Consider the following 6,678-nt stretch of genomic DNA (forward strand, 5'->3'; position numbering starts at 1 on the left):
TCACGCAATGACCTGAACCTAAACAATTTAAACGGTTTTTCTAACACAAACTAAAGTTAAACATTATTCGCATATATTTTGCTGCCGGTATTGCTTAAAATCTTATGTCCGATGGCGCAATGCAGGCAACGTTTCCGGGCACAATAGTTATCGAATAATTCCATGTAAGCCTGGCTGTCAGATGCATAGTGTGAAGCAAGTTGCGCTGCCTCAAAGACAGCGGTTTTGGAATTTTGTTCCGCCGGTATCTGGCGCAACAAATCAATCGCTTTTCTATAAACTTTTCCGATAATATATTTACCATAAGCATACAACAATGGGATAAAGACATTGATTTGCAAAACCGCCTTAAAATCATGCCCCATCTTTTTGGATTTTAATTTACTCATCTTATCAAATACATAATGAGTGTCCCAATATTCCGAAACAGCAATCGTTTCGGCCATTGAATCAAAAAAATCTTCTTCGATGATTTTATGCAGCAATGGCATCTGCTGAATGAACTGCGCAAACCAGGCTAGACGAATGGTAGGGAAAGAAACGGGACGTATCCGCAGAAACTGCCATTGATGTTCGCTCATTTGTTTTAGTCCATATTTATGTTTGAGAAATAGGTACTCCTCTTTCAAATCTCTCGGATAAATTTCCACGAAATCCTTATTCAGAAATCCGGCAACCCCGAACAATAATGCTTCCATCTGGAAACTGTGCGCCTTATGTTTCATCAATAGTTTGTAATCCAACAACCTGGTCAGTTGCTCAAACTGTTCTTTATTGATGTGGCTGCCAAAATATTTTCCCAGCAACTGATAGCAGGTCTGCTCCCAATCACTTCCATTTGCTGACAAATTTAAAAGAATATCTTCAGACTTTCGCTCCAATCGTTCTATGATTAACCGTTCTTTCCAATTCTCCAGCACAAAATCATCTATCGAATTTATCGAATCCCCGCAAATCAATGTTTGATGGGATTGCATCATAGCTTTATATCTGTCGAGTAAAATCATTGGGATTCGTCCGTTCAGCTCCAATGTTGGAAGTCGTTGTATCTGAACATCATTAAAGTATACCACATGTAGAATCACATTATCATACTTCCTGTCATCCTGATGACTGTGCAAATTCCAATCCGATGCATGAACATGCAGTTCAATAGTACCTGCCAGCACCACATCATCGATTCTTATTTTTGCATTCCAAAAATCAGGACCGCCGTCCGTATTGTATTTTCCAAAATCAACAATCTGCAACTCACTCCCCAAAGTTGTTTTAAGTTCGCTTGTATTAAACAATTTATGCTGCCAGATATAATGCAATAACTGCTCTCTCATACAGAATCCTTTTTCTATTGAGAGACAACAAGTATTATAATTCCATAAATCCTTACCCTTTTTAACATTTAATACCGAATCTGCTCATCAAAAAAAAGCAATCCATGATGGATTGCTTTTTATAAAATCATACGCTCTGTATTCTAGAACGGACATTGTTTACACGGGTCTACCTGCATATCGAAACGTTCGAGGATTTGAGGTTGATGCTGCCGCCCACTACCCTGAACTCCGTCCTTCGGTTTCGCTGGTGTTCGTATTCCGAACAAGGCACACCGTCCTTACAGTCATTCCTCGGCTCTGTCTCCCCATAACCCTTCGGCTTCAGCCTCGTCTTGCCTACCCCCTGGCTATCAGCCAGTCCACCACGCTCTGCGCACGTCGCTGCGACAGCTTGATGTTGTACTCATACGGCGCTCTCGCATCCGTGTGTGAGCCGATCTCCACCACCGCATCCGGGTTCTCCTGCATGAAGCCCAGCAGTTTCGTCAGCTCCCGCTCCGACTCCTGACGGATATACCATTTGTCAAAGTCATAGTAGATATCCTTCAGCTCTATCGCTCTCATCGTATCCTCTTCCGTCGGGATTCTGTCCAGCAACACTTCCACCTCTTTCGGGTTCACCCCGCATTTGCGGTCTATGACACATTCCCCGTCATCCTTGATCACATTCACGCTACCCGGAAGGTAGCCCTGGGAGTTCGCCACCACGATGTAATCGCAGTCGCACCTAACCACCTCGCAGATCTTCCCGTTCGCATCCGTCGTAAACGCACGCGTCCACCCTTCACACTGGCTCGACAGCAGTATCTTCGCATTCGGCAGCGGCTCGTTGCCCTTCGGAGTCTTGCCAAGCACCGTCACGCTCATCGCATATGCCTTCGATTTCTCCAGCGGGATCTTTACAAACACCTTCCCGCCGGGGCCTACGCCCTTCGTCGTTGCCGTCACCTTATCGTTCGTCACATAACCGTCCGCCGCCGCACTGAACGTATAGTCCGTATTCCTCAGCACATTGAACTCAAACTCCCCATCGCACTCCGTCGTCGTCCGGCCCTGCTCGTTGCCGTCTGATTTCGACTTCATCACCACACTGCTCGTGCAGATAGGCTCCCCCGTCTTCGCATCCACTACGATGCCTTCCAGATAAATGCCATCGTCCGTAAAACTATAGATGTCATCCAGTCCCTTGCCATCCGGGCGGTCGGACGTAAAATAGCCATAGCTCTTGTCCGTGCCGTAGTGCAGCCCGAAGTCGTCATAACTGCTGTTCACAGGTGCTCCGATATTGCGGATCTTGCCAAATTTGCCCGTCTTCTCATTTTTTCTCACCCGGAAGATATCCAGACCGCCAAGGCCTCCGTGTGCATCCGAGGAGAAGTACAGCTCACCGTCCTTGTCAACATACGGGAACATCTCCCGCCCTTCCGTATTGATATCAGGACCCAGGTTCTTCGGTACTCCCCAGCTATCCCCCTCTTTCTTCGTCACATAGATATCCGTCATCCCATAGCCGCCAGGCATGTCGCTCACAAAATACAGCGTATTGCCATCCGGCGTCAGCGCAGGGTGACCCACACTGTACTCATCGTTGTTGAACGCAAAATTCTTGTCGTTCTTCCATGTACGTCCTTCCACGTCCGATTCATAGATCTTCAGCTTCACGATCTTATCATCGCTCGACTTCACCTTCTTGTCGATATAATTATTTCTTGTAAACAGCACCTTCCTGCTGTCCGGCGTGAACGTCAGCGTGCCTTCGTGGTACTTCGTCGCCGCATCCCCCTTCATTCGCTGGGGTTTGCCAAAACCCGTCTTGTCGCCTTTCACATACCACATATCAAAAAACTCCGTCCCCGTCCAGGTGTGCTCCCGGCTGATCGCCTTCGCACTGTCCCGCGATGAAGAATAGATCAGCCCGCCGTCAAAACTCACAGAGCTAAAATCATAACCCGCACTGTTGAACGACAGGTTCTTGACCGTATAGCGGTCACGGCTCTGCAGGTACTGTCCGTAGTCAGAGCACGCTTTCATCTCATTGGCAGAGCGCCTGTCCTCCGGTACCTCCGCACTGTACTTCGCATACCACTTCGCAGCCTCTTCATACTTCCCGTTCACCTGCAGCATCTGCGCATAGTACAACTTGTACTTCGGCTCCACATCTCCCTTGCTCACCGCCTTGCCATACCAGTACTCCGCCTTGTCATAACGGGACGTCAGGCGGTAGCAGTCGCCAAGGTGCGCCATCGCACGGGCGCTGTCACGCTTCTCCAGGTAGCGCTCGTACAACGGGATCGCCTCGTGGTACGCCAACGACTTGTACAGTTTCTCTGCTTTGCCATACCCGCCGATTTCAGGCTCCTTCGTCCCGCCGCCTTCGATGTCTTGTGCCCGCAGTGCGCCTTACGGAAACAGCATACTGATGGTCAATACCAATAATCTGCTGATGAGAACGGTTGTCTGTTTAGTATTCATAGCTTGCTTTATTCTTTTTTTTTCTTAAGCGATTCTTCGCTTATCCTTGTTTTCCTTGTCCTTTTGTTGTCTAGAAATATCGCGGCGTGATCACTTTCTTCTTCTCAAATCCAAAATCATATCCCAAGATGATCTCATGGCTCCCCGTTGTTATAATTGCCCAGCTTCGTCAGCGTGTAATCATACGAGTATCCTATCATCAATTGCTTCGTCGGCCATACTTCCAGCATCACGTCAAAACTGTCGGCGTTCTCCAGTTTAACTCCGTTGTTCTTGTTGCCGAACGACGTGCGGTACTGCCCCCCGATATTCACCCGGTTATAAATCAACAAACTCAGGTTAAAGTCCATCGTGTGCGGTATCTTATTCACTGACCCTGCGCTCGCCAAATAGCGGTACTGGATCTGAGGACGAATCTTCAGCACCTTGCCCGCCGGAATAACTCCTCCCACCATCGCCACAAAGTGTGCGGTGCGTTTTGAACTGCGCGTAGTGCTGCCTCTCGCTTCCAGGTCTCCCTTGATGAAGTTCGGCACACTCGCCCCTATATAAAAGTTCGGATGGTAGATGTATAAGCCCACGCCTACGTCCGGAAGCACCTTGCTCACGTTCGGTGCCGGAGATGGTTCATTTTCTGCCGTCACCTCACCCGCACCGTTGTACTTGTACCACATGATTCCCGCATTGATCCCGATGCTCAGCTTCACCTTCTTGCCCAAACCTACCCGGTACGCATACGTCGCATTAAACTGGTTCTTGTGCTCCAGACCCAACCGGTCGTTCACAAACCAGAAACCCAGCGCAAAATGCTCGTTCTTCAGTGGGCTGTGGATGCTGAAACTCGTCGTCTTCGGCGCCCGCTATCCCGCCCAGCTTCGTGCCCGACCACTGGTCGCGGTACAGGGCACGGATACTCAGCACTTCACGTGCTCCCGTATAGCCCGCATTCTGTGGCAGCTTGTTGTACATGAACTGCGTGTACTGCGCATCCTGCTGGCCTCGCGCTTCCAATGACAGGATCGCTACCATCACCATAGTCGCGATTATCTGTGTACTTAGCTTTTTTATCATCGCTTTGCTCTTTTTATTTTTTTATATTCTTCCTTTCGGCAGAACGAAGGCAGTCCAGTTGATACTGCCTCCTTCCGCCTTCTCCTTTATTTATCTGCGCAGCGATATAAAGCCTGCCTTATTAATCTCTTCCTCGCGGCTGTTGATGTACTTCAGCACATAGTAGTACGTGCCTTCCGGTAACGGTGAGCCCTGATAACGGCCATCCCAATCATTCAGATAGCCCTCACTGCGGTAAACCTCGATACCCCAACGGTTGTATACATCGAACTGTACCGCTCCCTCGCCGCATGGTATCACAAACACATCGTTGATGCCATCGCCGTTCGGCGTAAACGTATTCGGGATGATACAGCCTTCCACCGTGATGAACACCCACGCCGTGTCGCTGCCTTCAGGATCACAAATCTGATACTGGAAGCTGTCTACTCCGCCGAAACCCACTGCCGGTGTATACTCTATCGTACCGTCTGCATTCACCAACACCGTACCGTTTGTCGGCTGCGTAACTATCGCATCCGGACACAACCGCAGGCTGTCCTCATCCGTCTGGATATCATTCTGCAACACAACTATCGTGACAGGGGTCTCCGGATCCGTACTCGTCGTATCGTTAACCGCTACTGGTGGTAAACCCGTTACCGTAATGATAACCGTCGTCTCCGTACACTCCTCCGTCTGGGTATTGCAAACTTTAATACATAATGTATCCGTCGTTTTATTAGGACCAACCGTAAATGAGACAGCCTGTTGTATCAATAGACCAGACACCATCATGGATAGTGGTGCCGCTTGTTGCGTCATCACAACTGGTTACCCCTCAACATTCATTGTGTCTGATGGTAAGAAACTGCAGATTCTAATAGACGTCTTAACGATATTGGTATCTCTGATAGTATCTGTCACAGGCGTCACATTGATATAGACCACTCCTGTATCGCACAAGCCATCGTTATCACATATGACTATACAGATACTGTCTATGCCATTATAATTGGTATTAGGTGTGTAGGTCAGACATACTGTATTACCGGTAACTGTTGGTCCGCTGGTTATTGTACCATTTCCAGGTCCGCATGCCACACTTGTTGAATGTGTGTCATTCACATCAACATCTATGAATGGTATACAAACCGTAATAGTCGAATCTTCCGGTGTCGTTACTGTTGTATCCGGTACTACCGGAGGATCGTTCAGAAGTAATATTTGTATCCTAACAATTGCTGTATCACAATCTCATTGCTGTCACAAATCTGATAGATGATACTATCCAAACCATTGTAATTGATATTTGGAATGAATACTATCTGATCGTCTGACGGGTCATTCGGTGTTCCGCCATCATTAACAGTTGCAATACCATTTGTAGGTTGCTGTGTGATTGCTATCGTCCCTGTGTTAGGTCCGTCATCGCCAAACGTATCATTTACCAACACCGGCATAATGACACTTTCATCTTCAGGTACAATAGTACTGTCTGCATCAGCTAATGGCAGATAACAATTTGCAGCTGTAATATTGGTAGTAATTATACTATCACAACCATTTATAGCTATCAATGTATCAGTGTAGATACCAGGTGCTGTATATGTATTATTACCTACCGATATCGACTGTCCTGTACATAATGCAATGTTTTGAGTAAATAACGATTTTGGCAATAAGGTCGTGATCGTTGTCACCACACTGTCGCAGCCATACTGGTTCGTTAAGGTCGTTACCACCGTGCCTGTATCTGCAGGGTTGCAGCTCGTTGCATTCACCGTTACCGCATCGCTCGGCAATAAGGTCGTGATCGTTG

7 protein-coding genes are annotated in these 6,678 nt (G+C 47.7%); all 7 read right to left on the reverse strand.

Annotated features, from left to right (window positions below):
- Positions 1–56 precede the first annotated feature (56 nt).
- Positions 57–1,331 (reverse strand): DUF2851 family protein, encoded by a 1,275-nt coding sequence (locus IPM95_13880; GenBank protein ID MBK9330352.1) that lies wholly within the window; start codon positions 1,329–1,331, stop codon positions 57–59.
- A gap of 339 nt (positions 1,332–1,670) precedes the next feature.
- On the reverse strand, positions 1,671–3,644 hold the full coding sequence (locus IPM95_13885) for a PD40 domain-containing protein (protein ID MBK9330353.1): 1,974 nt from the start codon (positions 3,642–3,644) through the stop codon (positions 1,671–1,673).
- A 296-nt stretch (positions 3,645–3,940) separates the two neighbouring features.
- Positions 3,941–4,639, reverse strand: a complete 699-nt coding sequence (locus tag IPM95_13890) for a type IX secretion system membrane protein PorP/SprF (protein MBK9330354.1) — start codon at positions 4,637–4,639, stop codon at positions 3,941–3,943.
- Positions 4,551–4,877 carry a type IX secretion system membrane protein PorP/SprF gene (locus tag IPM95_13895; protein MBK9330355.1) on the reverse strand — a complete coding sequence of 109 codons (327 nt, stop codon included), beginning with the start codon at positions 4,875–4,877 and terminating at the stop codon, positions 4,551–4,553. Before IPM95_13895 ends, IPM95_13890 begins: the two co-directional genes overlap by 89 nt.
- A 90-nt stretch (positions 4,878–4,967) precedes the next feature.
- Complete coding sequence (locus tag IPM95_13900; GenBank protein MBK9330356.1) at positions 4,968–5,681, reverse strand: gliding motility-associated C-terminal domain-containing protein; 714 nt, start codon at positions 5,679–5,681, stop codon at positions 4,968–4,970.
- A 9-nt stretch (positions 5,682–5,690) separates the two neighbouring features.
- Positions 5,691–6,098 (reverse strand): hypothetical protein, encoded by a 408-nt coding sequence (locus IPM95_13905; GenBank protein MBK9330357.1) that lies wholly within the window; start codon positions 6,096–6,098, stop codon positions 5,691–5,693.
- The coding region (locus IPM95_13910) for a hypothetical protein (protein ID MBK9330358.1) at positions 6,071–6,678 on the reverse strand (608 nt) is incomplete at its 5' end. The genes IPM95_13910 and IPM95_13905, both read right to left, overlap by 28 nt.

It is taken from the genome of Sphingobacteriales bacterium, from assembly GCA_016719635.1.
GTDB lineage: Bacteria > Bacteroidota > Bacteroidia > Chitinophagales > JADIYW01 > JADJSS01.